Here is a 26,827-nt window from a genome sequence, read left to right on the forward strand (position 1 = left end):
ATGGACTTTTTTACAAATCCTGATATTTTATTAGGCGATAAATTACTGGAGATCCTTTATATCGTGATGGGACTCGTATTGATTTACACTGGAGTAAGAAATTTAACAGATAAAACCAATCCTCATCGTTATGGGTCAGCCTTTTTCTGGACGGTCTTAGGGGTAGTTATTGCAGGAGGAAGATGGCTTCCGGCAATCGTGAACGGTGGCTTGATCTTTGCGATGACCATACCAGCAATTGCTAAGAAAGTCAGCAAAGGAGAAAGCCGGCTTCCATCAAAAGAATATATGGAAAAAATGTCAGACAAACTAGGAATGAAAATTTTTATTCCAGCTTTGAGTATCGGTGTCTTTGCGATCTTGTTTGCTCTATTTACCAATTTAGGTGCTTTAGTCGGCGTGGGCGTCGGTGTTTTTGCAGCCATGCTAATCTTGATGTTCTTTTCTCGAGATAATCGACCAAGTACATTTTTAGATGATGCAGCAGATATGCTGGGCACAGTAGGGCCGTTAAGCATGTTGCCAATGCTTTTAGCTTCTCTAGGTGCGGTATTTACAAGCGCTGGAGTTGGGACAGTGATTTCCAATGCAGTAGGTACGATCGTTCCAGAAGGAAATGTGAACATCGGCATCATCATTTACGCTCTTGGCATGGTGATATTTACGGTAATCATGGGGAATGCATTTGCGGCCATCACCGTGATGACGGTTGGGATCGGTGCACCATTCGTATTTAGTCATGGAGCGAATCCAGCGTTAATAGGAATGGTTGCATTGACTTGCGGTTTTTGTGGGACCCTGCTGACACCGATGGCTGCTAACTTCAATATCGTGCCTGTAGCGATGCTGGAGATGAAAGACAAATACGGAGTGATCAAAAACCAGTTGTTTATTGCGTTATTTATGCTAGTTTTCCAAATTGCTTATATGATTCTATTTAAATAATAGAAGAGAGGGGTTGTGACAGAATAATTGTCGCAACCTCTTCTAACATTGTAGTGGAACACTATTTTTTTATAAGAATATATTAAGTTTGATCTGTTATGTTATTTAAACTATTGTTTCCTTTATTTACGCTGTTCAAGGAAAATGGTATGATAAAAGATAACCATATGTTAAATCAATCGGACGGAGGAACAACAGATGAAAGTACTAGTAACAGGTTTTGATCCATTTGGTGGGGACAAAGTGAATCCAGCCTATGAAGCAGTAAAAAAAATGCCAGATGAAATCAGCGGTGCTGAAATCATCAAAGTGGAAGTACCGACCGTATTCGAAAAAAGCAGTCAAGTAGTCAAAGAAGCCATCCAACAGCACCAACCAGATGTCGTGATCTGTGTCGGACAAGCAGGTGGGCGGTCAGCAGTCTCGTTCGAACGTGTCGCAATCAATCTAGCAGAAGCAAGAATCCCTGATAATGAAGGAAATCAGCCATTCGATACGGCTTTAGAAGAAAACGGTCCAGCCGCTTACTTTACCTCATTGCCAATCAAAGCAATGACAAAAAATGTACAAGATCATGGTCTACCAGCGTACATCTCTTATACAGCAGGAACATTTGTCTGCAATGATATCATGTATCGTTTGCTTCATTTGATCGAAACACAATTCCCGGCAATTCGAGGTGGGTTCATCCACGTGCCATTCTCACCCGATCAAGTGATCGATCGTCCAGTGGGTACGCCTTCTATGTCTTTAGAAGACATTGCTTCTTCTTTGACTTATGCAGTTGAAGCAGCAGTAGAAAATAAAGAAGATATTTCCGGAAATGCCGGAACAACTCACTAATTTAGCAAGAAACACTGGCTGGTTGCTAACGTTATGTTAGTAGCCAGCTTTTTGTAATTAGAAAGGAAAGAAACAGCCGTGGAAGAATGGCAATCCGTCTTTGAAGAATGGTTTCCAAAAGAAATCAGCAAAAGCTATCCCATCAAAATTTCTAAACAATACACAAGCAGTCAACGTTGGGAGATCTATGCAAAATTAACGAAAAAACAGCGGGAACTAGTCGATAAGCACCGCCGATATCTAATCAGCTCTCGTTTTATGGAAGAACATTATTTAGCTGCAACAGATTGGGTGTTTTCTGACTTCAAGATCAATCCGTTTTTTCGAACAAAACGAAGCCAGCAAAAATTGTATTGTGAGTGTGGTAGAGAATTAAAAGTGCAATACATCGTTAAATCGCCAAAAACCGGAAAGATCCTAAAACTAGGCATCAACCACTTTGCCGATCACCTGCATGTCTCTCCGACAGTGGCAGCTTCGATCCATCAGGGAATGACAAAAGTTGATCTGGCCTTAGACGAATTATTATGGCTTAAGCAGAAGAATATCGATTTTCCTGAAGGACTATGGCAAAAATACTGTTTTGTCTTGTACCAAAATCGTCGGATGAAACAGCCATATTTACCGGATATAAAATTAGCTCAGCGGCTCGCAGAATTTCGCCAAGTAGAAATGCCGATTTACATAGCGGATTATCAAGCATTGGAAAATGAAATCAAGAAAATAAGTGAACACATCAATGGGCAGTCAAAAAAGCGACAGATAAAAAAAGAACTATTTGACGACTTTGCAGAAGAATTAGTAAAGGATGTAGAAGAATTCTTGATCAACTATCGCGCATTTTTACGTAAAGATTGGCAATCCATCGTATATGAAGAAGTGCCAGTACATCCTAATGCTTATTTTGAAACATTTATTTCCGTGTTGAGAAAGACAAAACGTCAACGAACACCAGAAGTCACTGCTCAGATGGAATATTTTGCGAAAAACCAACGATTCATCCAACCAAAAATCTATCTATTTATTTGGAAGCAATATTGTCGCTATGGTTTTACAGAAGGGTTCTTCGACAGCATTCCTCGGATAGTCAGAAATGGTTTTTTAAAAGTATTGCGTAAAGAACGAGAAGCTATACAATCTGCTGATAAGAAAGACCGTACAGTCTCAAAAGAAAAATGGCAACTAGTAGTGAAAGATATCCAATCTGGAAATGTGCAAGAGACAATCGACAAATGGAAAGGAAAACATTATCGTTTTACTGAAGCTCAGAAACAAGCGTTGGAATATTATCAGAAGTTAGAAGAATCACTGCGTTTCAATGATGAGGCAAGAAAGTATCTGAAGGAATTACTATAAAAAATAGAGGCTGGGACAGAAGCGTTTAACTCCAAGAAATAAGAAGAAATTCACGAAAATTGCTTTTCAAATTTTTGTGAATTTCAGCTTATTTCCGAAGGAGTTGCTTCTGATTCCGCCGTTTATACGTGTTTAGAGCGTGAGACAAAAGTGTTCTTTACTTTTGTCCCACGCTCAGTTTTTTTATGCGTGTTGTTGTGCGTTGTAGTATTCTTCTTCCATTTTTTGCATACGTTCACGTTCTTTTTGGTTATACCAAGGTGAAACGGTAAATGCAAGGACATCATTCAGCAAGTAAACAGAGCTGTTCACGAACATCGCCAAACTTGCAGATCCATGCGTAAATGAAATATACCAAAGGACCATTTGAGCAAGCCCTGAAGCTAACCACCAGTAATATTGGTTGTTGTAACGCAAGAAACTGATGATACCAGCAGTCAAGCTAATAGAAAAAGCAATGGCATCTACCCACGGCCGAGGATCATCTGTATAACGACCAATCAGGAATCCTGAAACAAGATAGACAAGGAAAGTACTGATGATTGCGATAAACCAGCTTTTTCCAGTGAATTTTCGGATTTTTGAAGCCATATTATGATTCCATTCTTTACTTAACAATACGGGGATATCCAATGTGATCATATAAGCAATCTGTTCACCGATACTTAAATAGTTCTTTGCTGAAAACCCAACGATAATAAAACAAATCGCAGACAAAATACCTAAAATACCGTTGACTGATTTTGCCGCATTGATGGATAAAATACACAATACACCAAGCGTGGTACCGATAAATGTAATAACGGACAGCCAAGTGATGGGACTATTGACAAGAGTCATGACCTGGCAGCCAAGACTGAAAAAGAAAAGATAATAATTTTGTTGCGGCCAGCCTTTTAGCTGATGAGCTAAAAACTGAAAATATGACTTCATGTATGAGGACTCCTTAAGACACTAAATGTAGTGTGTTCTGTATTTACTAACACAATCTATTGTATGCTTTTCTTGAAAAAAAACTAGTCTTTCAATTATAAATAATTTGTGTTATGATAATTTTCTGTTTGTTTTCTTGAAAATATAATTTCTTACTTTCATTTATTATATTGGGAACAGGAAGAGTGTCTTGGAGGACCTACTTTCTGTTTTTTTTGCCTTTTTTCTTATAAAAAGGAAAAACAGCTATTTTTTTCAATCTGACACATTTACAATGGAACTGGAGATTAATATAGATCCGAGCTTAAACGAAGAATAGGAGTGCTCATATGAACCTTACAACGATCCATCATATAGCCATCATTGTTTCAGATTATCAGAAATCACGTGATTTTTATGTTAATAAATTAGGATTTGAAGTAATCAGAGAAAATTACCGCAAAGAACGAGATGACTATAAATTAGATCTGAAACTAGGAAGTGCTGAATTGGAGATTTTTGGAATTGCTAATGCGCCACAACGACCAAACTATCCAGAAGCTTGTGGCTTGCGTCATCTTGCTTTCAAAGTAGACGATATTGAAGAAACAATTGCAGAATTGCAGTCCTTAGGGATCGAATCAGAACCGATTAGAGAAGATACCTTTACAGGAAAAAAAATGACGTTTTTCTTTGATCCAGACGGATTGCCATTAGAACTGCACGAATAAAGATAACAAAATTGTCACTTTTTTTTCGTTTCATTCGATTTTTCATTCGTTCATTTCTTGATATTCTTTAAAAAAAAGAAACAGGAGAATGAAGAATGAAAAAAATGATGTTTGGTGTTGCTGCCCTCATCGTAATAGGGATTACCGGTATGACGGGACTGCTCAATGCCGCTTTTCACATGGATGATATTAGTGACCAGGAATATCGGATCTCATTGAAAAAAGCAGCAGCAATCGTAAAAAACGAAACAAAAGAACATAACATATCTGCTATTCATTTTGCAGTTGAAAAAGATTTGGAGAATCCTACGAATGCAACATATGAATACCAGTTTTTTTGTGAAGGACAAGTCATAGCAGTCAATCCATCCACTGGGAAAACAACCGTACGAAATGACACGGAAAAGGCCGCAGAACATCTTTTTGATATAGAAAAAACGGAAGAGTTCAAACAACCGCAAGCAGCGATGAAGGAAGCAGTCAGCTACTACGGGAAAAAAGCAAAAGTGAAAGAGTGGACACTTCTAGTCAAAGATGAACGTCCTTATTATAAAGTCCGATTAATAGATGGAGAACAGGACCGTCAGGTATGGATATCTGCATAGAAGAAGGATATTGCTTCTCTTTTTTACAATATAAGAGTAAGCTAAGAGAGTAAAGATGAAAGGAAGTTGAGATAACATGGAAAAAATGAAATGCCCTAATTGCGGAAAAAAATTTGCATACGAAGAAGTCAATAATGTAGTCGAACATAATGATAAAGAAATGCCAGTCGTCTGCCCTTATTGCCGAACTGAAGCGGCAAGAATCGTTACTCATGGTTATTTCATTACTGAAAAGATTGAAGATTTTTTAAAATAACGATTTTGCGATTTCTTTTTCTGCATGTTAGAATGGAGAAAAGGAGAGGAAACTATGATTCGTTTTGCGAGAAAAGAAGATGCTCCAGAAATCGCCCCATTGATCTTAGTGATTCTAAAAGATATGGAACTGCCATTTTTGAAGCAGACAGGGGAACAAAAGACTTTAGAGATTTTAGAAGAAGCAATCACTGATCCAAATTATCGTTACAGTTATTCACGAGGTATCGTAGAAGAAATAGACGGTAAAGTTGCAGGAGTTGCTTACGGTTATACAGATGAAGAAGAATCAATCATCGATCAGCCACTGGTACCTATCTTAGAGAAATATCAGCTAGATGCGTCTACACGTTTGTTCATTGATAAAGAAACGTTTCCCAACGAATGGTATTTGGACTCTATCAGTGTATCAGAAGATTTTAGAGGACAAGGCATCGGTTCGCGATTATTAGAAGCATTACCTAAATTGGCGAAGAAAGCTAATCGCTCCGTCATCGGTCTAAGTGTGGATGAAAAAAATCCAAAGGCTAAAAAATTATACGAACGCCATGACTTCAAAGTTGTCGGTCAGCGGATGATCAGTGGTCATCTTTATGATCATATGCAAAAGAATATCTAAAAAGATGTACCTGAAATGCGTATTTCCGCATTTCAGGTACATCTTTTTAACTTAAGTTAAGTCGGTAAGAAACAGGCTTATCGCGACTTTTGTCTTTACGGTAGAGCCAGTAATCTAAAACCGCAGCAATACAAATACAAACTGGAGCATCTTCATCATTTGAGACATCCAATACATAGTAATCTCCTGAAAAAAGTGTTGCTTTATCCATTTTCATGATTTGCTGATTGAAATGATGGATTTGATATTGATGATTATAGATATCACCTTGGACTGTCCAGTGAAGTCTACGAATATAATAAAAGTCACCGGGCCAATTGAATATTTTCTGCATGGTTCCCACCTTTTCGAACTCTTTATACAGCTCAAAACGCGTACCGAATGTCAGGCTTATCTGCTTGATGTGAGCAACGAGATCGCCATTCATGGCATAAAGAGACAATGCATCGCCCTTTGTTCCCCAGCGACCAACCATCAAAAACAGGGAATGTCCTTTTTCGTTTTTGACAATTGTCCGAGTTGCACGTCCAAGCTGCTTTTCCTGAATGAAAAATTCTGACATCTATATCCCTCTTTTCTAGATAAAACTACAAGTCTTCTGCAATCGCGCGCAATATGGCTTTTCCTACGCCAGATTCAAGGTTTGTGTCCGTTGTATATTTGGCATAATCTTTTACTTCGATTTCTGCATTTCCCATTGCGAAACTGACTCCTGCTACTTGCAGCATGCTGACATCATTGAAGTTATCGCCAATCGTCATGACTTCTTCTAAAGAAATCCCACGCTCGTGAGCGACATGGGCAACAGCAATTCCTTTTTGAGCGTTTTTATGGTTCACTTCGATATTGTTTTGACCAGAGGAAGTAACGGCTAGATCGCCTAAAAGAGAAATCTGCTTTCCAACTGGACCTAATACAGCTGGCCCTTCTGTATGAAAACAAATAATTTTTAAAACTTCCAGATTCTTTTCTTCCAAAATAGCACGAATACTGTCCACGTATGTGATGTGCAATAACTCCAGCTTAGCTGAGGCCATGGCAATCGCCATTTTATACGTAAGGTGAGGTAAATGGGTAGCCACCATGGAAGCAAAACTTTCAATTCGTTTCGCTTGATTTTCAGAATAAAGACCATCGTTGGTTGCTACTTCATAGTAAATACCGTTAGCATCTAGAATATCTAAAACAGAGATTGCTTGATTATTTGGAATCGACACGGTAAACAATGAATTTCCTTCTTTATCAAATACCTGTGCCCCGTTCAAAGTGATCATCGCACAATCGATTCCTACCTCATCTAAAGCTGCGCGAGCTTCTTGATAGTTTCGACCAGTAGCGACCATGAACTCAACACCGGCATCATTTGCAAAACGTATCGCCTCGGCATTTTCAGGAGAAACACTCATATGGGCATCTAATAATGTGCCGTCCATATCTGATGCAATTAATTTGATCATAATGATTATCGTTCCTTTCTGCTTCTTGTTCCTAGTTTACCATATTAATCAAGTGCTGAGGGTGAAGATTGTCCCTTGTGATTGAAGAAAATGTGAGTTATTCTTTTTATTAGGAGGTGGAGTTTTTGAAAGAAATCATTCATAACAGTTGGCAAGAAGTTTTGTCCTCAGAATTTTCAAAAGATTATTATCTGCATCTAAGAGAATTTTTAAAAAAAGAATATGCGTCCCAAAAGATCCATCCAGATATGTATCATATCTATGAAGCATTGGAATTGACTCCTTATGAAGAAGTTAAAGTGGTGATTTTAGGACAAGATCCTTATCATGGAGAAAATCAAGCTCATGGCTTATCTTTTTCTGTGCAACCTGGCGTAAAGATCCCGCCATCGTTAAGAAATATCTATAAAGAGCTTTATGATGATCTTGGAATCGCACCTGTTCAACATGGAAATCTAGTGTCATGGGCTAAACAGGGAGTCCTTTTACTCAACACCGTTCTTACCGTTCGGGAAGGGCAAGCGTATTCTCATCGCGGGAAAGGTTGGGAAAGATTAACAGACACGATCATTGAAAAATTAAATGAACGGGAAAAACCAATCGTGTTTATCTTGTGGGGAAAACCGGCACAAGAAAAAATCAAAATGATCGATAAGAGTCGCCATATCATCATAACATCTCCACATCCCAGTCCGTTATCTGCAAGTCGTGGCTTTTTTGGTTCCAAACCCTTCTCGAAAACGAATGATGCGCTCCTTGCGTTAGGAGAAGAACCGATTGATTGGCAACTGCCTGAAACAGTGTAATAAAACAGCGCTTTCCTGTTATAGTGCAGTTCGCTTTGTATGTGAAAAACTTAATTTTTCCAGCATTTTTGACTGATACAGATAAAATAAACTGTTCTTTTTTTCTGGAATAGTGTATGATAATACATATAAAAACGTCTGGAGGTCATCTTGTGGAATTGTTTGATAGTTTAAGATTTAAAATTGTTCGCCGTGGGATCAAAATCGTTTTCCCGGAAGCTACTGATGCTCGTATTTTAGGCGCAGCTGCCCGGTTGAAAGCAGAAGAACTTGTGGAACCCATTTTAGTAGGGAACGAAGAAGAAATAAGAAATGCAGCGCATGCCAGAGGAATCAAAACATCTAGCTTTACGATCATCAGCCCTGATAATTACGATAAGTGGGATGAAATGGTGGATACTTTTGTTGAACGTAGAAATGGAAAGGCATCCAAAGAACAAGCAGAAAAGATTTTAAAAGATGTGAATTACTTTGGTACGATGCTTACGTATATGGGGATTGCAGACGGAATGGTCTCTGGAGCGATCCATTCGACTGGCGACACTGTTCGCCCAGCACTTCAGATCATCAAAACAAAGCCTGGCATCAGTCGGACAAGCGGAGCGATGATCATGGTACGTGGAAGAGATCAAGAAAAATATGTCTTTTCGGATTGTGCGATCAACGTGAATCCAACTGCGCAAGAATTGGCTGAAATCGCCGTAGATTCTGCAAAAACAGCAGAATTGTTCGATATCGAACCAAAAGTAGCAATGATGAGCTTCTCGACAAAAGGCTCAGCGAAATCGCCAGAAGTAGACAAAGTAGTTGAAGCAACTAAAATCGCTAAAAAACTAGCGCCACAATACATGATCGACGGCGAATTGCAATTTGATGCTTCTTATGTTCCTTCAGTTGCACAACTGAAAGCGCCAGATTCAGAAGTAGCTGGTCAAGCAACAGTCTTTGTATTTCCAGAATTGCAGTCAGGAAATATCGGCTATAAAATTGCTCAGCGTTTCGGTAACTTTGAAGCAATCGGACCAATTCTACAAGGCTTGAACAAACCGGTTTCTGATTTGTCTCGTGGAGCAAATGAAGAAGATGTATATAAATTATCGATTATCACAGCAGCACAAACATTGATTGATTAACAAATACACGCGAACTAGCCAAAAACAGCAGCTGCTGTTCTTGACTAGTTCATTTTTTCTTTAAAAAAACTTCATTACGCGATATACTGGCAAAAAGAAAGAAGAGCGGGAGAAGATGAAAAATGATCGAACTATCAGGATTAACAATGACAGAACAATTCGCAGAGGCAATTGGTCATTCCGCAATGCCAGGTGACAATCTGATATTGACTGGTGATCTAGGTGCGGGTAAAACAACGTTGACGAAAGGAATTGCCCAAGGATTAGGGATAACGCAAATGATCAAAAGTCCGACATACACGATTATTAGAGAATATAGTCAAGGTCGGATTCCGTTGTATCATATGGATATTTATCGGGTAGCAGCTAGCGGAGCAGATTTAGGGTTAGATGAATATTTTGAAGGTGATGGGCTTTCCGTTGTTGAATGGGGAAATCTATTAGAAGAAGCACTGCCGGAGGATTATTTGGAACTGATTTTAGAAAAAAGTGATACAGATTTAGAAAAGCGGTATGTGAAACTAATCTCATACGGGGAGCAAAGTGAAACCTTCAAACAGCGAATTCTAGAAAAATGGGCTGAAAATCATGAGTGAAGAAGTTGGGATCATCTTGCGGGAAGCAGTGCCAGGAGATGCAAAAGACATTCTTTTGATGATGGGACAAGTTAATAAGGAGACAGAATTTTTAGTTTTGGATGAAGCAGAACTCCTGTTACCACCAGAAACCTTAGAAGAAGAGTTGGATTATATATACGAAAGCAATAATAATTTATTGCTGCTTGCAATCTATGAAGGGACGATTATTGGAACAGCATCTGTCAAGGCAGACAGTCAATTTCGTTTGTCTCACGTGGGAGAAGTCGGTATCAGTATTCTGCAGGAATATTGGGGAATGGGACTAGGCACTCTTATGCTAGAAGAAATCATCAGTTGGGCGAAGGAAATGGGTGTACTTTTTCGATTGGAGCTTGACGTTCAAGTTCGTAATGAAAGAGCCGTACACCTTTACCGAAAAATGGGCTTCCAAATCGAAGCGGTCATGCCTAGAGGGGCAAGAACAGATCTAGGTGAATTTTTAGATGTATATAAAATGAGTTATTTGATTGAATAGAAGAAATAGGAAAAGAGTGAGAAACTGTCATCCTTTTGAGAAGGCAGAAAAACACACGAAGGGACTGTGACAAAAGTCGTGTCGCAGTCCATTTTTTTTGAATAAACGGTGTTCAATCAGCTGACCTTCGGTATTAGCTCAAAAAACGGCAAAATATGAGGAACTATTTTGCCGTTTGTTTCTCTAATACTCAGGTCAAAACGCTGATTTCACAACCTCTTGGTAAACGGTGTCCAAAAGCTTGCATCTGCGGTAATAAGTCCAACCAAATGAAAAATATGAGAAGCTATTTTTGTTTGGCTGTTCTTATTACTTGATGCAGAACAGCTTTTTCACAACCTCTCCAATAAACGGTGTTCTCCTGCCAGCTCCTCGGTCACCAGTCACAATATTTAATAAACATGAGAAGCTATTTTTTGAAATTGCTCCTTGTGACTCGGAGTGAAACGGCAGGCTCACGACCTCTTTGTGTGTTTCATAAGTATTCTTTTACTTTATAGTCACAAGTTTTTTCAATGGATCTGTCCCGAATTTTTTTTCTTGATAAAGCAGGATTTCCGCACATGCACGACTATCTTCCAATGCATCATGGTGATGATCTAATTGGATGTTCAAATTTTCGCACACAGTGTTCAATCGATGATTTGGAAATTCAGGAAACAGGCGACGGCTACTTTTCACTGTACATAAAGAAAGATAATTAGGCTGTTCAAGATGATAATAATCTAAGCATCCCGCTAAGACCTTTGTATCAAAAGCAGCATTATGTGCAACGACTAAACGATTTTTTTGAAAATATGGTTGGATAGTTTGCCAGACTTCTGGGAATTTCGGCGCATTGCGTACGTCTTCTTGATGGATTCCGTGAATTTGGACATTTCGCCAGAAAAAAGGAGTCTCAGGCTGTATCAATGTATAGAATTCATCAACGATCTGGCTATTTTTTACCATGACTAGCGCAAGAGAACAAGCACTATAAGGCTGATGATTGGCAGTTTCAAAATCCATGGCAACAAAATTCATTTCTGTAAAACCTCCTTGGGAAATTACTGTAACATACTTTTGAAAAAAGCAAATAAATTTAACAAAAAACATAGAATTTTTTATGTAATATTTGTTGAGAAAAGCTAGTTTTTGAACTCATTCCTTGTGATTTGGAGTTAGATGGGGATCATGACTTCTCGGTATTAAGTCAAATTTATGCAAAGTTGTGAGGAACCATTTTCAAAAAAATTTCTTACGACTCGAAAGTAGGCGACTTTTTCACAACTTCTCCACTAAACGGTGTTCAATCAGCTGACCCTCGGTATTAGCTCAAAAAATAGCAAAATATGAGGAACTATTTTGCCATTTGTTTCTCTAATACTCAGGTCAGGACGCTGATTTCACAACTTCTCAATAAACGGTGTTCAAAAGCTTGCATCTGCGGTAATAAGTCCAACCAAACGAAAAATATGAGGAACTATTTTTGTTTGGCTGTTCTTATTACTTGATGCAGTGCAGCTTTTTCACAACCTCTTAATAAACGGTGTTCAAAAGCTTGCATCTGCGGTAATAAGCCCAACCAAACGAAAAATATGAGGAACTATTTTTGTTTGGCTGTTCTTATTACTTGATGCAGTGCAGCTTTTTCACAACCTCTTAATAAACGGTGTTCAAAAGCTTGTATCTGCGGTAATAAGCCCAACCAAACGAAAAATATGAGGAACTATTTTTGTTTGGCTGTTCTTATTACTTGATGCAGGACAGCTTTTTCACAATCTCTCGATAAACAGTGTTCAAAAGCCAGTTTCTCGGTATTATGCCAAATTTATGCAAAATGTGGAAAGCCATTTTCACAAAATTTTTCTTAATACTCGAAACTAAACGACTTTTTCACAACCTCTTTATTTCAAATCTAATTCTACTGGACAATGATCACTGCCCATAATGTCCGTATGGATCTTTGCATCAGCTAGTCCTGGCTCTAAATCTTTGCTCGTCAAAAAGTAATCGATCCGCCAACCAGCATTGTTTTTCCTTGAATTGAATCGGTAGTTCCACCAAGAGTAGACACCTTCCTGGGTTGGATAAAAATAACGGAATGTATCGATAAACCCGTTATCCAACAGTCGAGAAAGAGCCGCTCTTTCTTCTGGAGTGAATCCAGCATTTTTTTGATTCGTTTTCCAGTTTTTCAAATCAATCTTTTGATGAGCGACATTTAGATCCCCACACACGATGACTGGTTTTTGTTTTTTTAGATTTTCCAAATAATTATAAAAGGCTTCTTCCCATTCTAATCGGTAATCTAAACGTTTTAATTCGCTTTGAGAATTTGGCGTGTAACAGGTTACAAGAAAGAAATCGGAATATTCCAAAGTAATCAGACGGCCTTCTGTATCATGGATATCGATACCCATTCCGTAAGTGGCATTCAATGCTGGTTTTTTAGCAAAAATCGCTGTGCCGGAATAGCCTTTTCGTTCCGCGTAATTCCAATATTGATAATAACCTGGAAGATCTAAATCAATTTGTCCTGCTTGGAGTTTCGTTTCCTGCAGACAGAAAAAATCGGCGTCTAACTCATGAAAAACTTCTAAAAAATTTTTATTTACGATGGCACGAAGCCCGTTTACGTTCCAAGAGATAAATTTCAATAAAAGCACACTCCTTCGAATTAATTTCCTTACCTTTGCGATACTATTGTACCTCATTTTAGTAAAAAATGGTGTAAGATGAAAGTAACTAAATGATCCAGGAGGAAAGTAGATGAAGATTGGTGTAATCGGTGTAGGGAATATCGCAGAAAAAGCATATTTACCAACTTATGCGAAAAAACAAGGAACACTTGATTTTTATTTTGCAACAAGAAATAAAGAAACAAAAGAAAGAATTCAAAAAGAGTACGGGTTCCAACATCTATATGAAACGATCGATGAGCTTTTAGAAGAAAAAATCGAAGCATGTATGATCCACGCAGCAACAAAAGTACATTATGAATTAGCCAAAAAATGTCTAGAAAATGGTATCCATGTTTATATTGACAAACCACTGAGTGTCCATCTAAATGAAGTTCGTGAATTGCAAGAATTAGCTGATAAGAACCAAATAATTTTGATGATCGGTTTCAACCGGCGCTTTGCTCCTATGGTAGAAGAATTGAAACGTATCCCAGATAAGCGGTTGATCCACCTGCAAAAAAATCGAATAGCGGCAAAAGAAACGACAGAGTTCGTCCTTTATGATTTGTTTTTACATCTTATTGATACAGCTGTGTATTTATTAGATGAACCCATTTTGAGAACAAAATACCAGATAAGAGAAACAAAGGAATTTTTGGAATATGCCATTTTACAATTAGAAACACAAAATCAAACGGCTATTTTAACGATGGATTTAGCAAGTGGCGCTAATATAGAAAAATATCAAGTAACAAGTAAAAATGGTACTTATGAAGTAAACGATCTGACCCAGCTTGTCATTCAAGATGCTGATGGAAAAAAAGTGAAAGAATTTGGCGACTGGACAAACACGCTAGTCAAACGCGGGTTTGAGCCAATGGTAGAGGCCTTCTTTTCTCAGATCCGTTTAGGTAAATCGGAAACAGAATTGCTTAAACAAAAAGAAGTTGTAAGAAGTCATGAATTATGTGAGGAAGTGCTTAAAGATCACTACCGTCATCAACTTTGAACAAGACTGGCAAGATTGTATTAAGCGTGATAGAATAATGAGGACGTTTGAGAAAAGAAAGGAAAATCCTCAGTGAATAAAGAAGAAATAGTTGAAAGCTTAGCCACGATTACTATATTGTTTGATGAACCATTGATGAACTATACGTTTACGAAAACAGGTGGACCAGCTGATGTCCTTGCATTCCCGAAAAAACAAGAAGAAGTAAAGCAAATCATCGATTATTGCCGAATCCATGATATACCTTGGATGGTATTAGGAAATGCAAGCAATCTGATCGTTCAAGATGGCGGGATTCGCGGTGTAGTCATCATGCTGACTGAAATGAAACAGATTCATGTCAAAGGAACGATGGTCATTGCGGAAGCAGGTGCCTCACTGATTGATACGACTTATGCAGCTTTGGCAGAATCATTGACTGGATTTGAATTTGCTTGCGGCATCCCGGGAAGTGTCGGTGGAGCGGTTTATATGAATGCAGGTGCGTATGGCGGAGAGATCAAAGATGTTTTTGCTGAAGTGGATCTTTTGCTTGAAGATGGAACATTGAAAACTTTGACAAAAGACGAAATGGTATTTTCTTATCGTCACAGTAAAGTCCAAGAATTACGTGCTATCGTATTGGAAGCTCGATTCAGTTTGCAAACAGGGGATTATGAAGCAATCAAAGCAAGAATGGATGAGTTGACCGAATTGCGTCAATCAAAACAGCCATTAGAATACCCTTCATGCGGAAGTGTCTTTAAGCGCCCAGTAGGACACTATACAGGTCAGCTGATCCAACAAGCAGGATTGCAAGGCCTGAAATGGGGCGGTGCACAAGTCTCTGAAAAACATGCTGGATTCATCGTCAATATCGATCATGCGACAGCGACAGATTATATTGAATTGATTGCGCACATCCAAGAAGTAATCAAAGAAAAATTTGATGTGTCTTTAGAAACAGAAGTGCGGATCATTGGAGAAAAACAAGCAATATCAGAAACAAGCAGAAGTTTAGCCAATTAATAAGTAATGGAACTTAAAATAAGTAAAAGAGCAGGACGGTGGCCGTCCTGCTCTTTTTTGTGGTTGTTTACGCAAATGGCGCAAATCTTGTACATTTTAACACAATAAAACAAAAAATATAGAATATTTCCTCATAAATTTTTCCATTTTTTGCAATATTCTCAAAAAAAAGATAAAAAATGAGAATAACTGATGAAAAAACAAGCATAATCCATCATAAAATCAGTATAGGTGAAAAGATGAACTTTCATCTGCATATCAAGTAATTGGTATGAGGCATTTTTTGAGGTGTAGGATATGAAGTTGGATTACCTTATAGAAGAGGAAGATAGAGAAAAACTGCTGCTAGCTAGATATTTAGAATTTGAGAAAAAGAATTATGTAGTGCTGCCTAAGTTATATGAAACATTAGGTTTGTCTAAATTTAAAACAAGAAATTATATCATAGAATTAAATAAAGAATTTACTGAATTCAAAACAAAGCCAGAGATCCAAATTTCAGAAGAAGCAGAGATCCATGTCGAACGTCTGAATTTGACGGATATCAAAAATTTAAGAAGAATCTACTTTCAACGATCAAAAATTGCTCGACTGTTAACGGAGATCGTGGATTCAAAAGTAACGATCGAAAAATTTGCAGAGAATCATTTTTTAAGCATATCAAGAGCCTATGTAAAAAGAAGAGAATTAGTCTCTTTTCTTGAACAGCATCAAATAAAGTTAAAGAAAAACATATTAGTTGGGGAAGAAATAAACATACGGAACGTATTATTTGGGGTATATTTCGGGGTCTTTAATGGTTTTTCTATGCCATTTAGAGAAAGCGTCATGAATGAAGCAAAGAGTATCGTGCAATATTTTGAATATCTGTTCAATTTAAAACTGTCTGCAACAAAACGAATCAAATTCAATTTGCTAACCACTATTAGTTTGTTGAGGGCCTATGGGAATCAACCAATCGGAAAACGTTTCTTTTCAGATGAATACTTTAAGAGCTCAGAAGGAATGAAGATCATCAAGGATTTATCACATATTTCTTTTCTTCATATCCCTAAAGAGCAGATCATTGATGAGATTTCTTATATCATGTTGTTTTTGATCACGGAAGAAGAATTTGAATTAGATGGCGCATTTGGACTTGCGGAAGCTCATTTTCATGATATCCACATGATTAGTCAAAAAATGTCAGTGGAATTGATTGATCAATTACCATTTTCGATTGAAATCTCTGAAGAAGAAAGACTATATATACGAAAAGAACTTCGTATGGGTATGATGCATGTCAATCGAAAAAATTGGATATTCGACTTTGAGATGACTAGCTTTACGTCTAAAAAGCAGCTACAGTTTTTCTTCGAGACGTATCCAATATTCAGTACAGCAATCCAAAAGGTCATACAAGAGAATAAACGCTATTTCTTGGGAAAAGATGAACGTTTCATGATTCGCTTATTTTATGATTATCTCTTTTTATTGGTCGGTATTTGTCCGGTATCATATTTTGAAGCACCGATTCATGTCTGTATTGATTTTTCGCAAGGATCTGCTTATACCGATTACATTATTTCTCAAGTGAAAGGATTTAACAGAATTAGGCAGAAGTCGCCCATCCTCTATAGGTGGGTGATGAATGCCGTTCGGTATGAGGGTTACCGTTGGTAACTCGAAGACCGACAACTAAGGCGTATTGCCTTTTTATTTTGTTCCATGTTACAATCAGTCTATACAAGAAATGAGTTGATATAACATGGAATTAGATACAAATAATCATTCAGTATTTCTTCTTTATTACCACCTTGTTTTAGTAACGAAATATCGTAGACAAGTGATTGATGATGAAATATCTGATTATGCCAAAACTACTTTTGAAAGAATTTCAGAATCGTATCACATTACTTTAGTGGAGTGGAATCATGATAAAGACCACGTTCATATTATGTTCAAAGCTCAACCTAAAACAGAATTGACAAAATTCATCAATGCCTATAAAAGTGCCAGCTCAAGATTGATAAAACGTGACTTTCCAAGAGTCAAACAATTTCTTTGGAAAGAAATGTTCTGGTCTAAAAGTTTTTGTCTTCTGACAACTGGTGGCGCACCAATTGATGTGATTAAGAAGTATATCCAAAATCAAGGAAACAATCATAAATAGAAAGTAGGTGAACTTTATGGAACAACTAAAAGCATACAAATTCAGAATCTATCCAACAGAGGAACAAGAAATCTTCTTTGCCAAATCTTTTGGTTGTGTCCGTAAGGTCTACAATCTAATGCTTGATGACCGAAAAAAGGCGTATGAAGAAGTTAAAAATGATTCTTCTAAAAAAATGACTTTTCCGACACCAGCTAAATACAAGAAAGAATTTCCGTTTTTGAAAGAAATTGATAGCCTTGCTTTAGCCAATGCCCAACTTAATTTAGATAAAGCATACAAGAATTTTTTTCGGGATAAATCCGTTGGATTTCCACGTTTCAAAAGTAAGAAAAATCCTGTTCAGAGTTATACAACGAATAATCAAAATGGTACAGTTGCTTTGATTGATAGTAAATTCATCAAAGTTCCTAAATTGAAGTCATTAGTAAGAATTAAGCTTCATAGACAACCAAAAGGGATTATCAAATCCGCTACAATATCACGTCATTCTAGCGGTAAATATTATATTTCTTTGTTATGCAAAGAAGAAGTTCGCGAACTACCTAAATCTAATTCTGCTGTTGGTATTGACCTAGGTATTATAGACTTTGCAATTCTTTCTGATGGACAAAAAATTGATAATAATAAATTTACGTCCAAAATGGAAAAGAAACTCAAACGTGAACAACGTAAGTTGTCAAGACGTGCCTTATTAGCTAAACAAAAAGGTATCAATCTGTTTGAAGCTAGAAATTATCAAACACAAAAACGTAAAGTAGCACGATTGCATGAAAAAGTAATGAATCAACGTACTGATTTTCTGAATAAGTTGAGTACAGAAATTATCAAAAATCACGATATCATCTGTATTGAAGACTTAAACACAAAAGGCATGTTGCGTAATCATAAACTAGCAAAAAGTATTTCGGATGTTTCTTGGTCTAGTTTTGTGTCTAAATTACAATACAAGGCTGACTGGTACGGTCGGAAAATCATCAAAGTAGATAAGTGGTTTCCATCTAGCCAAATCTGTTCGAATTGTGGACATAAAGACGGCAAGAAATCTCTCGAAATTCGAGAATGGACTTGCCCTATTTGTCATACTCATCATGACCGAGATATCAACGCTAGTATCAATATCCTGACCGAAGGTCTAAGGCTACACTCTATGGGATTGGCTTAGATCAAATAAACAAGAACCGTAGGAACTACGGGGATAGCTTGGTAAATAAGAGGCACCTCTGTTAGTAAAGTAATACGCTATCAAGTATGCTCTCTTCCCAAGAAGCTCCCACTTCAAGCGTAAGAAACCGTTAGGTTTAGCTAAGTGGTGAGTAGTTCACAAATTACAATATTGTGATTGAGAGTCGAATCACTTCTCGTACGAATATTTATTTATCTGATTGTTTACTTGAAAAATTTAATAAAGAACAGATAATTTGGAAAAATCCACCGACTCCAGATGACTGGGAATATTTTGGAAATACCATCATCAGAGAAAAAAATAGACATTTAACTGAAAAAATCAGCTAGTATTTATGGATGGCAGCTTTGTCTCACATATTTATTAGCTGATTTATGTTTTTTTCAAAGAAAAGGTAACTAGATATAACTAGATATAACTAGATATATTACTTAACAAAATTAAAAAGTACATAAGTTATTATTCCGATTTTCTTGAAACAATAAAAAATCAAAAAAAATACTCTCCTAATAGTCCATCTTCTTTTGATTTTATTTATATAATGAAATCATCTTATGAAAATTACTACTTCATGTTTAGACAAGAGTAGGGAGGACTAAGAATAAATGTGTTCAAAAAGACGTTCAAAACAACTAAATAAACACGCTTGTCGTTTAGATAAGGAACGGTCGTGTTCTGAAAAACACTACGTTAAGTTTATGATGCGCACGATGCTGATCAGTTTATCTGTAGGTGTCTATATGCATGTACCCGTTCAGGCAACGACACAAACCATCAAGGTCGTACGTACCTCTGTTTCTGAGACCACTGATTCCCCTATCACTATTACTCATACTTTCACTGATGCAAATGGAAAACAGCTACTTCCTGCATTGACTTCCTATAATAAAGTCAGTTATCCTCCAACGATAAACCACTACTGGTTAATTCCTAACAAAACATTATGGACATCGGAAACCGGAAGCAGTGTGCCGCTTTCTATCTTTTCCGATATGACTGATCCTACAAAAGGTGATCAGTTAAAACAGATCACTGATATTTTGAATCATGCTTTGACAGATATAAAGGACGGTGGAAGCGCACAAGTTTCTTATGTATATGAAAAAGATTATTCACAGTTTGAAAGAAAGAAAATCGATGTTCTGGCAGGGACAAAAGTTTCGATATCTGATCTGGTAGAAAGGCTGAAGAACGCAGATGGAACACAAGGAGATATGTCCAAAGTAATTTCAAACAATGGGAATATCGTGGATACGACTAATACAGGAACATCTACTATTTCCTTGTCCTATTTTGATCCAATTGCTTTAAAAACAATGACTGCATCTGCTGTGATCCATGTTCGTGCTGATCAAACAGCTATCAAAGGAAAAGATCTTCACTTAAGAACAGGAGAGAGTTACGCCCCTAAAGATCTTGTTGAATATGTAACAAAAAGCGATGGAACTTCAGGAAATAAAGAAGAAATCAAAATGAACGGGACAGTAGATACTACAACTCCGGGAGAATATCCCGTTGTATTAACTTATATAGACTCGAAAACATCAAATGTGGCAGAAACAACAGCTGTAGTTTATGTAGAAGCATCTGCTGCTTCATCGACTGTCATCACTCATTTTATAGATAGTCAAACAAATAAAGAACTTCAAGCAGAAACACATATGAGTAGTGTAAATCGTATTCCTGATTTGCGCCTACCTGCTGAATTTTCTGATCGAGTGCCAAATATAGATTTATCGACTTATGAACAAAATGGGAAAGTCACTTCTATTTCTGATTGGATGCAAGCAAACGGATTAGACAGAAAAAGTCACTGGTCGGAGATCCTTGAAGTACTTCACTCAGAACTGATGAATAATAGGAAGCAATCAGGAGGGGAAATTACCTTTACTTATGTTTATATACCAGACAATCGTTCATTAGAAGGTCATGATCTTATTGTTCATCCAAACGAAAAAATAAACAAAGAAGAGTTGATCCAATCAGCAACAAATTCCTTAGGTAAACCCGTACCGTTAAAGGATGTATCGGTTACAATCAATGAAGTACCATTGGAGGATGGTTATTTGACCAAACAAACAGGTGATTTTACGATTATGTATAGTTATCATGACCCGTATTCACTCCAAGAACTCCATGCTCAGTCACTATTACATGTTTTACCATTAAACAAACAGATAGATCAAAAAGAACAAAAAAGACAAGAAGAAAGCTTGTCAGAAAAAAAACAACAAATGGCCCATGCAGTTTCTCCAACAGGGAAAGTAAAACAAACAAGAAGCCTAGAGTTAGCAAGAATATCTAGAAAAATCTCAGAATCTAATAAAACGATAAGGCAAGAAGCTCATTTGGCCCCACAAGTTTCTGGATTGGAAAATGAAATTTTAGAGCCTAAAATAAAACAACAATCAGAAAAAGAATTTGTTGCTAAACAGTCGGAAGATCAGAAGGAATCAGATGACCAGAAGGAAACGAAGAAAAAACGCTTGTCAACTATTGATTCCACCGATGAGCATCTGCAGCCGCAAGTACCACTTCCTAGTCCGGGAACACCCGCACCTGGTGGAGGTATTCCTTCTTCTGCTTTAGGAGATTTCATGCGAGGTATGGCAGGAACATGGGTATACGCTAATCGAAATGAATTTGACGCAGATGACTGGTTCTGATTTATATCTCTATCTGTTATAGTCAAATAAGTAGCTGAGTCATATGTTATTTGGCATAATGGAGACGAGGAGGGATAGAAAAATGTTAGATAAAACGTTACCTTACGCAGAAATCTGGATGACAAGACCACTTCAACAAAATGTTCCAATCACGCCTTTAGCGGAAGGTTTTGAATTTCGATTTTATCAAAAAGAAGATGAATCTGCTTGGGCGGAGATTGAGACTTCCGTTGGGGAATTTCAAACGACAGATGAAGCACTTGAGTATTTTCAACAAAACTTTGCTCCTTATCCTGAAGAACTTGAAAGAAGGATGTTTTTTGTAGAGACAAAAAAAGGAGAAAAAGTAGCAACCTGTACCGCTTGGCGAAAAAAATCAAGAGAGCAAGTGTATCCGGTTTTTCATTGGTTAGCAGTGAAACCAGATTACCAAGGAAAAGGGCTCGCAAAAGCATTGACTGCCAGAGTCTTGCAAGAATTTCCTACCCTCCATACGGACGGACCAATCTATCTTCACACACAGACATGGAGCCATCAGGCGATTGCTCTTTATAAAAAAATGGGTTTTACTTTTATTGCTGAAAATCTAGACGGCACACCTAATCCAGATTATGAAAAAGTTATGCAGGTTTTAAGTAAATTAGATAAATAACGAAATGGTGAAATAAGTCCTCAGTATTGGGATAAAAAACGAAATAGTCATTCCTCATATCTTACTTTTTTGAGTTAATACTATCGGATAACTAATGGCATGCCATACATTCAAAAAAGAAGGGGCAGTGACAAAAGTATTGTCACTGCCCCTTCTCTTGTTTTTTAGCATGTTTTATCGTTTGATTTTTTTAGGAATAAAATTCTTGATGAACGTAAATTTTTGGTAATCGTTTCGACTATAGAGGTAACCAAATACACTGAAAACAACTGCTCCAATAAAATTAACAAATAAATCCTTCATAGTATCCATGATTCCCACGTCTAAGTAACCATTTTGGATGATTGTTTTATCTGTTTTACCATCTGCATTTTGACTTTCAATGATTGTCCGAGTGATATCTGGAACATGATAGACAGTGTTTCCGTCTTTACTTAACTCCACACTATTGATTTGCTGGATGATCGTATCTTTTTGCATATCGAATTGCAGTAATTTATCTGCTGAAAATTCCACAAACTCCCACATAACACCAACTGTCATCGAAAAACAGAAGGAAACAACTGCTAGTAATAAAGGAGTCAAGTTCATGGTTTTTGTATTTTTATTGAGCAAATAAACAAGGGAAAAGCCGACACCCCCAGCTAAAAATCCGCTGAATGCATGTAGAAAAGTATCCCACATTGAAAAATAGCCATAAAAATCACTTAACTCTCCTAAAACTGTTGAACTAAAAATAAAAGATAACAAAATGATTTCTAGCATATTTGGAATCTGTATCTTTAATATCTTTTCCAGAAAATAAGGGATTTCAAATAAAATTAATGTCAGTAATAAAAGCATTGTATTTCCCCAGTGTTGGTTCCAGACCTGATCCACTAGCATAATAACGACGATGATACGTAATAAAATATAGATTCCGTTTGTGATTCTACCTGCAGTTTTTGTACTGTTCGTAAAAAAGGTTTTCAAATGATTCATAAAATAACTCCTTCATGTATATCCTTAATTATACTAAGAAGCGTGTGTTTACCAAAGCTATATGACTTAAAGAAAAACAGAGTTGATATTGTGAAAAAAATCACTTAATATAGTATAAGGAGAAAAGGGGGGATACAAATGAAAAAATTAGTTGCTGGTTTATTAACAGCCGTTGCACTTCTTGCTATGAGCGCATGCGGCGCAGATCAGAAAAATACAGCGCAGACAAGTTCTAGTACGAAGGAATCTGCCGAAGTATCATCAGGCGCTTCTGAACAAGTATATACAGATCCAAAAGAAATGAAAGAATCTTATGATGTCGTGATTATTGGAGCTGGTGGTGCAGGGATGGCAGCAGCTATCGAAGCAAAAGATGCTGGGTTGAATCCAGTAATTTTGGAAAAGATGCCTGTTGCCGGAGGAAACACATCTAAATCATCAAGCGGTATGAATGCTTCAGAAACAAAATTTCAAAAAGAAGAAGGAATCAAAGACTCGAATGATGCCTTCTATGAAGAAACGCTAAAAGGTGGTGGAGGAACGAATGATAAAGAAATGCTTCGATACTTTGTCGATCACTCTGCTGATGCGGTCGATTGGCTAGATCAAAACGGTATCAAACTGGACAACTTAACGATCACTGGAGGGATGAGTGAAAAGAGGACACATCGTCCGTCTGATGGCTCGGCTATTGGTGGATACTTAGTGGAGGGGTTATTGAATAACGTCCATGAGCGGGAAATCCCTATTTTTGTCAACGCAGATGTGACAGACATTAAGAAAAATGGGGAAACGGTCAATGAAGTGACTGTACATGTTCAAGGAGAAGAACCAAAAGAGGTCACCGGAAAAGCAATCGTAGTTACCACAGGCGGTTTTGGTGCCAGCAAAGAATTTATTGAAAAATATCGTCCCGATTTAGCTGATTATATTACGACAAATCAAGAAGGATCAACTGGAGATGGTATCACCATGATTGAAAAATTAGGTGGACAAACCGTTGATATGGATAAAATACAAATTCATCCAACTGTGCAGCAGGATGAGGGGGTCTTGATTGGTGAGGTTGTTCGCGGAGAAGGAGCAATCTTGGTCGATCAAGAGGGGAAAAGATTTGTCAATGAAATGGATACAAGGGATAAAGTATCTGCAGCAATTACAGCATTGCCTGAAAAATCAGCTTATTTGATTTTTGACCAAGGCGTGCGTGATCGTGCCACAGCTATTGAATTTTATGACCAAAAAGGATATGTCACAACTGGAAAGACAATGGAAGAATTAGCAGAAAAAATCGATTTACCAAAAGAAACACTAGCAAAAACAGTTGATGGATGGAATACGGATGTTGCGGAGAAAAAAGATGCTCAATTCAACCGTGCCACAGCCATGGAACATGACTTATCGTCTCCGAATTATTATGCGATCAAAATCGCACCAGGAATCCATTACACGATGGGCGGTGTGAAAATCAATACGAACACTGAAGTATTAGATAAAGAAAACCAGCCAATTAGGGGGTTATATGCTGCTGGTGAAGTCACAGGTGGCTTACATGGAAACAACCGGATCGGTGGAAATTCAGTTGCGGAGATCATTATTTTTGGGCGACAAGCGGGCATACAAGCAGCTCGATTTGCTTCGGAAAATGAATGAAATAGAACGTAAATAAAAAGAGGTTGTGAAATCAGCGTTTTGAGCTAATACCGAGGGTCAGCTGATTGAACACTGTTTAGTGAAGAGGTTGTGAAAAAGCTGCCCTGCATCAAGTAATAAGAACAGCCAAGTAAAAACAGCTTCTTATGTTTTTAACTTGGTTGGACTTATTACCGCAGATGCAAGCTTTTGAACACCGTTTATTCGGAAAAAGAGCGTGGGACAAAAGTAAAGAACACTTTTGTCTCACGCTCTAAACACGTATAAACGGCGGAAGCAGAAGAAATTCCTTCGGAAATAAGCTGAAATTCACAAAAATTTGAAAAGCAATTTTCGTGAATTTCTTCTTATTTCTTGGAGTTAAACGCTTCTGTCCCAGCCTCTTTTTTGATCAGCATGATTTTATTCAGTTATCTTCAAAATGATTTTTCCGATGTTTTTGTTTGCTTCCATATATTCATGCGCTTGTTTGACTGCGCTGAATTGGAATGTACGGTCAATGATTGGCCGAATCTTGCCATTTTCTAGAAAAGGCCCAGCTTTTTGCATAAAAGTTTGTGCGAGCTCTGCTTTATACTGATCACTTCTAGGTGTCAATAATGTACCAAGCAGTTGGACACGTTTCCCAATCAATACACCAAGGTCTATCTCAGGCACGATGGTCCCACCTAGCATACCAATCAAGACCCAACGTCCATCAACGGCTATAGAAGCTAAATTCTTTTCCCAGTAAGAAGCGCCGATGAAATCCAAAATAACATCGACTCCCCGACCTTCAGTGATTTTTCGTACCTCTTCTTGAAAGTCTTGTTTTTTATAGTTGATCAATTCATCTGCACCAAGTTCTTTACAAAAGGCGAGTTTTTCTTCTGATCCTGCAGTAACGATGATTTTCGCGTGAGAAAGCTGTCTAGCTAATTGGATCGCTGCTGTTCCCACACCACTTGCTCCTGCATGGATCAAGACAGTTTCGCCTTCTTGTAATTTTCCAAGCCAGTAAAGTGTTTGATAAGCAGTCAAAAAAACTTCTGAGATTCCAGCAGCAGAAACATAGTCTAGCGTATCAGGGAGAAGGATTGCACGATCGGCAGGCATCACAGCATATTCGGCATAACCACCTAGATTGACTAATCCGTATACTTTTGTCCCAGGAGTAAAAGTGGAGATATCACTTTTATTCTCAACTACCTCTCCAGCTACTTCGACTCCCAAAATAGGGTAGGGAGGTTTCAAAGAGACTGATTCTCTTTTCATAATATCTGTTCGATTGACAGCTGCTGTATGGACTTTGATCAGTAATTCGCCTTGTTTTGGTTTAGGAACAGGCACTTCAATTTGTTCTAATACATCTACAGAACCAGGATGCTTGATTGAAATGGCACGCATGGATCTATTCCTCCTTTGCCCATTCTTGGAATGCTGTATTCAACTCTTTGCTACCTTCAGAAAGTACTAGAGTCGTACGAGAAATATCCGTTTCTTCCACTAGAGCGGCAAGTACAGCAGCAACTGTAGAGCGAGTGATCGTTTTTGATGCCTTCTCATTAGGCTTAGTTAATTGAATGGAAGTAACTTCTTCATCGTTAGTCAATGTGACTGGTTGAAGAATGACAAAATCTAAGTTAGTTCGTTTCAGCCATTCATCTGCATAATGTTTAGTAATATAATAATCTGTCATGGACTCAGGCCATTTTGCTGGTTCATCTGCATAAACAGCACTGACCATCAGATAGCGAGAGACATGCGCATTTTCAGCTGCGATCACTGTTTTGATTGCGCCATCCAAGTCTACTTGCAGAAGATTCTTTCCTTGAGAGCCGGCAGCAAAAATCAATACATCGATGCCTTTGAATGCTTCGGTCATTTTTTCCACGGACCAAGTTAAATCAAAAGAGACATACGAAACATTCTCTTTTTTTACTAATGTTTGGGAAGCAACATCTCTCACCCCTGCAAAAATTTCATGGGAACTTGGAGCTAAATCTTTTATCAGGTGTCGGCCAATTTGTCCGTTTGCACCTACAACAAAAATTTTCATTTGGATCATCCTTTCGACGTCAAATCTTTCCATTCAATAGTAAC

General features: G+C 37.6%; 26 protein-coding genes and 2 pseudogenes. 20 read left to right on the top strand and 8 right to left on the bottom strand.

The window, feature by feature from the left end; all coding sequences use genetic code 11:
* The 3 genes from ACIFUW_RS02850 (at position 1) to ACIFUW_RS02860 (ending at position 3,144) form a co-directional block, all read left to right on the top strand.
* The gene (locus ACIFUW_RS02850; RefSeq protein ID WP_002287082.1) at positions 1-945 is read left to right on the top strand and encodes a DUF979 domain-containing protein; all 945 of its coding nucleotides are present in this window, start codon (positions 1-3) and stop codon (positions 943-945) included.
* A 198-nt stretch (positions 946-1,143) separates the two neighbouring features.
* Positions 1,144-1,788 (top strand): pyroglutamyl-peptidase I, encoded by a 645-nt coding sequence (gene pcp / locus ACIFUW_RS02855; RefSeq protein WP_002287081.1) that lies wholly within the window; start codon positions 1,144-1,146, stop codon positions 1,786-1,788.
* A gap of 78 nt (positions 1,789-1,866) precedes the next feature.
* On the top strand, positions 1,867-3,144 hold the full coding sequence (locus ACIFUW_RS02860; RefSeq protein WP_002287080.1) for a hypothetical protein: 1,278 nt from the start codon (positions 1,867-1,869) through the stop codon (positions 3,142-3,144).
* Positions 3,145-3,327: 183 nt separating this feature from the next.
* On the opposite strand, the gene pnuC is transcribed toward ACIFUW_RS02860, so the two are convergent.
* The gene (gene pnuC, locus ACIFUW_RS02865; protein ID WP_002287078.1) at positions 3,328-4,077 is read right to left on the bottom strand and encodes a nicotinamide riboside transporter PnuC; all 750 of its coding nucleotides are present in this window, start codon (positions 4,075-4,077) and stop codon (positions 3,328-3,330) included.
* 329 nt (positions 4,078-4,406) lie between these two features.
* On the opposite strand from pnuC, the gene gloA2 reads away from it, so the two are divergent.
* From gloA2 to ACIFUW_RS02885, 4 genes are all read left to right on the top strand, one after another.
* On the top strand, positions 4,407-4,787 hold the full coding sequence (gloA2, locus tag ACIFUW_RS02870) for an SMU1112c/YaeR family gloxylase I-like metalloprotein (protein WP_002287076.1): 381 nt from the start codon (positions 4,407-4,409) through the stop codon (positions 4,785-4,787).
* 95 nt (positions 4,788-4,882) lie between these two features.
* Positions 4,883-5,392 carry a hypothetical protein gene (locus ACIFUW_RS02875; RefSeq protein ID WP_002287075.1) on the top strand — a complete coding sequence of 170 codons (510 nt, stop codon included), beginning with the start codon at positions 4,883-4,885 and terminating at the stop codon, positions 5,390-5,392.
* A gap of 76 nt (positions 5,393-5,468) precedes the next feature.
* A complete protein-coding gene (locus tag ACIFUW_RS02880; RefSeq protein WP_002291570.1) occupies positions 5,469-5,648 on the top strand; it encodes a hypothetical protein in 180 nt (59 codons plus the stop codon).
* A gap of 54 nt (positions 5,649-5,702) precedes the next feature.
* Positions 5,703-6,266 (top strand): GNAT family N-acetyltransferase, encoded by a 564-nt coding sequence (locus ACIFUW_RS02885; RefSeq protein ID WP_002293816.1) that lies wholly within the window; start codon positions 5,703-5,705, stop codon positions 6,264-6,266.
* A gap of 46 nt (positions 6,267-6,312) precedes the next feature.
* On the opposite strand, the gene ACIFUW_RS02890 is transcribed toward ACIFUW_RS02885, so the two are convergent.
* Positions 6,313-6,828, bottom strand: coding sequence for an LURP-one-related/scramblase family protein (locus ACIFUW_RS02890; protein WP_002287073.1), 516 nt, complete (start codon positions 6,826-6,828; stop codon positions 6,313-6,315).
* A 25-nt stretch (positions 6,829-6,853) separates the two neighbouring features.
* Positions 6,854-7,723 (bottom strand): Cof-type HAD-IIB family hydrolase, encoded by an 870-nt coding sequence (locus ACIFUW_RS02895; RefSeq protein ID WP_002287072.1) that lies wholly within the window; start codon positions 7,721-7,723, stop codon positions 6,854-6,856.
* A 125-nt stretch (positions 7,724-7,848) separates the two neighbouring features.
* On the opposite strand from ACIFUW_RS02895, the gene ACIFUW_RS02900 reads away from it, so the two are divergent.
* The 4 genes from ACIFUW_RS02900 (at position 7,849) to ACIFUW_RS02915 (ending at position 10,775) form a co-directional block, all read left to right on the top strand.
* On the top strand, positions 7,849-8,529 hold the full coding sequence (locus ACIFUW_RS02900) for a uracil-DNA glycosylase (protein WP_002287070.1): 681 nt from the start codon (positions 7,849-7,851) through the stop codon (positions 8,527-8,529).
* A gap of 152 nt (positions 8,530-8,681) precedes the next feature.
* The gene (gene pta, locus ACIFUW_RS02905; RefSeq protein WP_002287068.1) at positions 8,682-9,662 is read left to right on the top strand and encodes a phosphate acetyltransferase; all 981 of its coding nucleotides are present in this window, start codon (positions 8,682-8,684) and stop codon (positions 9,660-9,662) included.
* A 122-nt stretch (positions 9,663-9,784) separates the two neighbouring features.
* Positions 9,785-10,258: a tRNA (adenosine(37)-N6)-threonylcarbamoyltransferase complex ATPase subunit type 1 TsaE gene (gene tsaE / locus ACIFUW_RS02910; protein ID WP_002287066.1), complete on the top strand. Its 474-nt coding sequence runs from the start codon at positions 9,785-9,787 to the stop codon at positions 10,256-10,258.
* On the top strand, positions 10,251-10,775 hold the full coding sequence (locus tag ACIFUW_RS02915) for a GNAT family N-acetyltransferase (RefSeq protein WP_002287063.1): 525 nt from the start codon (positions 10,251-10,253) through the stop codon (positions 10,773-10,775). Before tsaE ends, ACIFUW_RS02915 begins: the two co-directional genes overlap by 8 nt.
* 489 nt (positions 10,776-11,264) lie before the next feature.
* On the opposite strand, the gene ACIFUW_RS02920 is transcribed toward ACIFUW_RS02915, so the two are convergent.
* Entirely contained in the window at positions 11,265-11,798 is a 534-nt protein-coding gene (locus tag ACIFUW_RS02920) for a 3'-5' exonuclease (protein WP_002291442.1), read from the bottom strand.
* Positions 11,799-12,661: 863 nt separating this feature from the next.
* Positions 12,662-13,414: an exodeoxyribonuclease III gene (locus ACIFUW_RS02925; protein WP_002297274.1), complete on the bottom strand. Its 753-nt coding sequence runs from the start codon at positions 13,412-13,414 to the stop codon at positions 12,662-12,664.
* A 112-nt stretch (positions 13,415-13,526) separates the two neighbouring features.
* Here ACIFUW_RS02925 and ACIFUW_RS02930 point away from each other — a divergent pair, with 112 nt between their 5' ends.
* The 8 genes and pseudogenes from ACIFUW_RS02930 (at position 13,527) to ACIFUW_RS02965 (ending at position 22,111) form a co-directional block, all read left to right on the top strand.
* Positions 13,527-14,447 (top strand): Gfo/Idh/MocA family protein, encoded by a 921-nt coding sequence (locus tag ACIFUW_RS02930; protein WP_002287059.1) that lies wholly within the window; start codon positions 13,527-13,529, stop codon positions 14,445-14,447.
* Between the two features lie 72 nt (positions 14,448-14,519).
* The gene (gene murB, locus ACIFUW_RS02935; protein ID WP_002287058.1) at positions 14,520-15,455 is read left to right on the top strand and encodes a UDP-N-acetylmuramate dehydrogenase; all 936 of its coding nucleotides are present in this window, start codon (positions 14,520-14,522) and stop codon (positions 15,453-15,455) included.
* Between the two features lie 297 nt (positions 15,456-15,752).
* Positions 15,753-17,039: pseudogene (locus tag ACIFUW_RS02940) on the top strand (helix-turn-helix domain-containing protein); the annotation flags it as partial.
* Positions 17,040-17,202: 163 nt separating this feature from the next.
* On the top strand, positions 17,203-17,607 hold the full coding sequence (gene tnpA / locus ACIFUW_RS02945) for an IS200/IS605-like element ISEfa4 family transposase (protein WP_002287522.1): 405 nt from the start codon (positions 17,203-17,205) through the stop codon (positions 17,605-17,607).
* A gap of 16 nt (positions 17,608-17,623) precedes the next feature.
* The gene (gene tnpB, locus ACIFUW_RS02950) at positions 17,624-18,772 is read left to right on the top strand and encodes an IS200/IS605 family element RNA-guided endonuclease TnpB (protein WP_002349331.1); all 1,149 of its coding nucleotides are present in this window, start codon (positions 17,624-17,626) and stop codon (positions 18,770-18,772) included.
* Positions 18,773-18,927: 155 nt separating this feature from the next.
* A pseudogene (locus ACIFUW_RS02955) lies at positions 18,928-19,122 on the top strand (helix-turn-helix domain-containing protein); the annotation flags it as partial.
* Between the two features lie 276 nt (positions 19,123-19,398).
* Entirely contained in the window at positions 19,399-21,459 is a 2,061-nt protein-coding gene (locus ACIFUW_RS02960) for a bacterial Ig-like domain-containing protein (RefSeq protein WP_002287056.1), read from the top strand.
* A gap of 82 nt (positions 21,460-21,541) precedes the next feature.
* The gene (locus ACIFUW_RS02965) at positions 21,542-22,111 is read left to right on the top strand and encodes a GNAT family N-acetyltransferase (RefSeq protein ID WP_002287055.1); all 570 of its coding nucleotides are present in this window, start codon (positions 21,542-21,544) and stop codon (positions 22,109-22,111) included.
* A gap of 174 nt (positions 22,112-22,285) precedes the next feature.
* Here ACIFUW_RS02965 and ACIFUW_RS02970 read toward each other — a convergent pair whose 3' ends face one another.
* The gene (locus tag ACIFUW_RS02970; RefSeq protein ID WP_002287053.1) at positions 22,286-23,092 is read right to left on the bottom strand and encodes a hypothetical protein; all 807 of its coding nucleotides are present in this window, start codon (positions 23,090-23,092) and stop codon (positions 22,286-22,288) included.
* 138 nt (positions 23,093-23,230) lie between these two features.
* Here ACIFUW_RS02970 and ACIFUW_RS02975 point away from each other — a divergent pair, with 138 nt between their 5' ends.
* Positions 23,231-24,745 carry a flavocytochrome c gene (locus ACIFUW_RS02975; RefSeq protein ID WP_002287050.1) on the top strand — a complete coding sequence of 505 codons (1,515 nt, stop codon included), beginning with the start codon at positions 23,231-23,233 and terminating at the stop codon, positions 24,743-24,745.
* A gap of 402 nt (positions 24,746-25,147) precedes the next feature.
* Here the strand turns inward: ACIFUW_RS02975 and ACIFUW_RS02980 are convergent, their stop codons facing one another.
* Positions 25,148-26,131 carry an NAD(P)H-quinone oxidoreductase gene (locus ACIFUW_RS02980; RefSeq protein WP_002287048.1) on the bottom strand — a complete coding sequence of 328 codons (984 nt, stop codon included), beginning with the start codon at positions 26,129-26,131 and terminating at the stop codon, positions 25,148-25,150.
* Between the two features lie 4 nt (positions 26,132-26,135).
* A complete protein-coding gene (locus ACIFUW_RS02985) occupies positions 26,136-26,783 on the bottom strand; it encodes an NAD(P)-binding oxidoreductase (protein ID WP_002296930.1) in 648 nt (215 codons plus the stop codon).
* Positions 26,784-26,827 lie beyond the last annotated feature (44 nt).

It is taken from the genome of Enterococcus sp. PLH-Efm8 (genome assembly GCF_053011625.1).

Coding starts and splice junctions, on each gene's coding strand:
- ACIFUW_RS02890 (WP_002287073.1), bottom strand. CDS start 6,828: ATGTCAGAATTTTTCATTCAGGAAAAGCAGCTTGGACGTGCAACTCGG.
- ACIFUW_RS02915 (WP_002287063.1), top strand. CDS start 10,251: ATGAGTGAAGAAGTTGGGATCATCTTGCGGGAAGCAGTGCCAGGAGAT.
- pnuC (WP_002287078.1), bottom strand. CDS start 4,077: ATGAAGTCATATTTTCAGTTTTTAGCTCATCAGCTAAAAGGCTGGCCG.
- ACIFUW_RS02980 (WP_002287048.1), bottom strand. CDS start 26,131: ATGCGTGCCATTTCAATCAAGCATCCTGGTTCTGTAGATGTATTAGAA.
- tsaE (WP_002287066.1), top strand. CDS start 9,785: ATGATCGAACTATCAGGATTAACAATGACAGAACAATTCGCAGAGGCA.
- tnpB (WP_002349331.1), top strand. CDS start 17,624: ATGGAACAACTAAAAGCATACAAATTCAGAATCTATCCAACAGAGGAA.
- ACIFUW_RS02895 (WP_002287072.1), bottom strand. CDS start 7,723: ATGATCAAATTAATTGCATCAGATATGGACGGCACATTATTAGATGCC.
- ACIFUW_RS02985 (WP_002296930.1), bottom strand. CDS start 26,783: ATGAAAATTTTTGTTGTAGGTGCAAACGGACAAATTGGCCGACACCTG.
- ACIFUW_RS02970 (WP_002287053.1), bottom strand. CDS start 23,092: ATGAATCATTTGAAAACCTTTTTTACGAACAGTACAAAAACTGCAGGT.
- pcp (WP_002287081.1), top strand. CDS start 1,144: ATGAAAGTACTAGTAACAGGTTTTGATCCATTTGGTGGGGACAAAGTG.
- ACIFUW_RS02965 (WP_002287055.1), top strand. CDS start 21,542: ATGTTAGATAAAACGTTACCTTACGCAGAAATCTGGATGACAAGACCA.
- tnpA (WP_002287522.1), top strand. CDS start 17,203: ATGGAATTAGATACAAATAATCATTCAGTATTTCTTCTTTATTACCAC.
- ACIFUW_RS02930 (WP_002287059.1), top strand. CDS start 13,527: ATGAAGATTGGTGTAATCGGTGTAGGGAATATCGCAGAAAAAGCATAT.
- ACIFUW_RS02875 (WP_002287075.1), top strand. CDS start 4,883: ATGAAAAAAATGATGTTTGGTGTTGCTGCCCTCATCGTAATAGGGATT.
- ACIFUW_RS02975 (WP_002287050.1), top strand. CDS start 23,231: ATGAAAAAATTAGTTGCTGGTTTATTAACAGCCGTTGCACTTCTTGCT.
- ACIFUW_RS02885 (WP_002293816.1), top strand. CDS start 5,703: ATGATTCGTTTTGCGAGAAAAGAAGATGCTCCAGAAATCGCCCCATTG.
- gloA2 (WP_002287076.1), top strand. CDS start 4,407: ATGAACCTTACAACGATCCATCATATAGCCATCATTGTTTCAGATTAT.
- ACIFUW_RS02880 (WP_002291570.1), top strand. CDS start 5,469: ATGGAAAAAATGAAATGCCCTAATTGCGGAAAAAAATTTGCATACGAA.
- ACIFUW_RS02850 (WP_002287082.1), top strand. CDS start 1: ATGGACTTTTTTACAAATCCTGATATTTTATTAGGCGATAAATTACTG.
- ACIFUW_RS02920 (WP_002291442.1), bottom strand. CDS start 11,798: ATGAATTTTGTTGCCATGGATTTTGAAACTGCCAATCATCAGCCTTAT.
- ACIFUW_RS02960 (WP_002287056.1), top strand. CDS start 19,399: ATGTGTTCAAAAAGACGTTCAAAACAACTAAATAAACACGCTTGTCGT.